This is a genomic window from Armatimonas sp. (assembly GCF_031410135.1).
Taxonomy (GTDB): Bacteria; Armatimonadota; Armatimonadia; order Armatimonadales; family Armatimonadaceae; genus Armatimonas.
The window spans coordinates 1-2322 of the sequence record NZ_JANNYP010000666.1 but is presented as its reverse complement, the minus strand read 5'-3'; the positions used below and the strand labels follow the sequence as shown (position 1 = coordinate 2322).

Sequence of the window (2322 nt, the reverse complement as noted above, 5' to 3'; positions counted from 1 at the left end):
ACTGCAAGGTTTCTTCGCTTGTGCTAAGATTTTTGTGATGAAAACTGAACACGATGACAATCGAGAAAGTCCCGATTCCGGAGAGGCAGGAGATTATATTTGCGGGTCGGTGGCCCAGGCACGGGCCCCGGCTTTCGTCGTACTCTTGCCTCTCCGGAATCGGGACTTTCTCGATTGTCATCGTGTTCAGTTTTCATCACAAAAATCTTAGCACAAGCGAAGAAACCTTGCAGTATTAATTCTGCATAAAATACCTAAAAAATAACTTTTTGTATTGACTTATACCTATTTAATACGTATAAGTTAAATATAACTTTTACCCTTTATAGGAAAGGAAATATGAACACACAATGCAGAAACAAAAACACACAATGCAGAAACAAACTCTTCAAAATGCCTCGGCAGCTCTCGAATTCTTCGGGCTGGCAGACCAGACACTTCAGCGCAATCACTTCACCAAAGTCAGAATTCGAGAAAGCGTTTGTTGAGATGCTTTCCGGCTGGCTCCGTTATGCGGACAGCCACGAACAGCAGTATGAAAGCCGCATTGGAGAAGATGGCGTTCTTGGGGTGTACTGGGCACAAATCGGCGCAGGACTCCGAGGACTTCTCAACGGCGAGCTAGATCGCTTGGATGGTGGAACTCTGGATTCTGTGCTAGTGGGAACTTTAGAGCAGCAGAATTTAGACCCGGATCAGCTCTAGCATACCTCTTCTAGTTTCCTGAAATAGCGCATTTTCTTGATTGGGAATATGCCTATTTTCAGGAAACTATCACCTCAGTAACTGACCATCTTTTCCCGTGAGAGGCATAAAAAAAACATCTGTTTTCATTGCTACATGTTTTGTCCTTGGGTCTCTGATTGCCACTCACCGCTTCCTGGAAAAACGTCGCGCTATAGTCCTCGCCAAAAAGGTTGATCGGTAGGTCTTGATGGCCGCTTCTAGGGGTACGACAACGATTCCTTCATTTTCGGGCCACAAGCAAAACCGATAGTGCATTCTCAGTCAAACCTTGCTAAAGGCGGCATTAGGCAACCAAAAACTATACTTTTTGGTCATGCGACTGGAGAGTCAGACTGACGATGGGGAGGCTGGGCAAACACTCACCAAAATCTCTGGAGGTTTTTGGCCACCCTGGAACGGCATCAGTATAGACATTTTCACGAGGGGGAATCAGCCTTATGGCCCAAAAATGAAGGAATCGTTGCTGTACCCCTTCTACGGAGATGCCGGACTAACCCAATCGAGTAGATGAGTGGGGCGTTTTCTCATCCGATCAGCCTTTTTGGCGAGGACTATAATACCCTCTTGTAAATTCACCATGTAATGGGTAATATATCACCATATAGAGAATAGAATCTAACCAGACACCAGAGAACTCAATCATGCATCAGCGAAATATAACCCCGCACCTCAAAGAGGCTCTCAGCGATACCCCTGTTGTCCTACTTACCGGAGCGCGACAAACGGGAAAGACAACCCTGGCTCGGGACCTCGCCTTCGCGCCCAAAGACTTCCCTGGCCGCTACGTCACCCTCGACGATCTGGAAGTACTCTCCGCTGCTAAAGCCGACCCTGCCGGGTTTCTAGCGACTCTGGCAGCCAGTGGCGAGCCGGTGATTGTGGACGAGGTACAACACGCCCCAGAGCTTCTCCCCGCCATCAAGGCCAGCGTGGATCGAGATCGTAGGCCGGGGCGCTTCCTACTCACAGGCTCCGCCAATGTCCTCGTGCTTCCCAAGGTATCAGAGTCGCTCGCGGGCCGTGTCGAGATTCTCACGCTCTGGCCGCTCTCTCAGGCGGAGCTAGGAGGCACCACATCCAGCATCGTTGATATGCTTTTCTCCGATACTCCTCTGGGAAGCTTGCCAGCGCGTACCGAGGCGATGGATCGGGCTGATGTCGTGGCTCGCGTTTTGGCAGGCGGTTACCCGGAAGCACTCACCCGAAGCACAAGTCGCCGCCAAGACTGGTACTCCTCGTACCTGACAACCATCCTCCAGCGCGATGTGCGGGATCTTGCCAATATCGAGGGGCTAACCCAGATGCCACGTCTGATGAGCCTGCTTGCCACCCGCTCAGCTTCTTTGCTTAATCTTGCTGATCTGTCACGAACGCTTCCGCTGCCCTACACCACCCTCCAGCGCTATATGGCACTTCTGGAGGCAATCTATCTGGTGAAGCTCCTTCCTGCCTGGAGCAACAATCTGGGCACACGCCTTCTCAAAACGCCTAAGATTCTCTTAACCGACACCGGACTAGCGGGCTACCTGATGGGTGTCTCGGAGTCTCGCGTGGTGGAAGACCCCAGCCTACTGG

General features: G+C 50.9%; 2 protein-coding genes. Both read left to right on the top strand.

Going from position 1 to position 2322, the window contains the following annotated elements:
* Positions 1-489 precede the first annotated feature (489 nt).
* Complete coding sequence (locus RMO15_RS24340; protein ID WP_309718667.1) at positions 490-705, top strand: hypothetical protein; 216 nt, start codon at positions 490-492, stop codon at positions 703-705.
* A gap of 683 nt (positions 706-1388) precedes the next feature.
* Positions 1389-2322, top strand: a 934-nt coding sequence (locus RMO15_RS24335) for an ATP-binding protein (RefSeq protein ID WP_309718664.1), incomplete at its 3' end; no start/stop codon positions are given.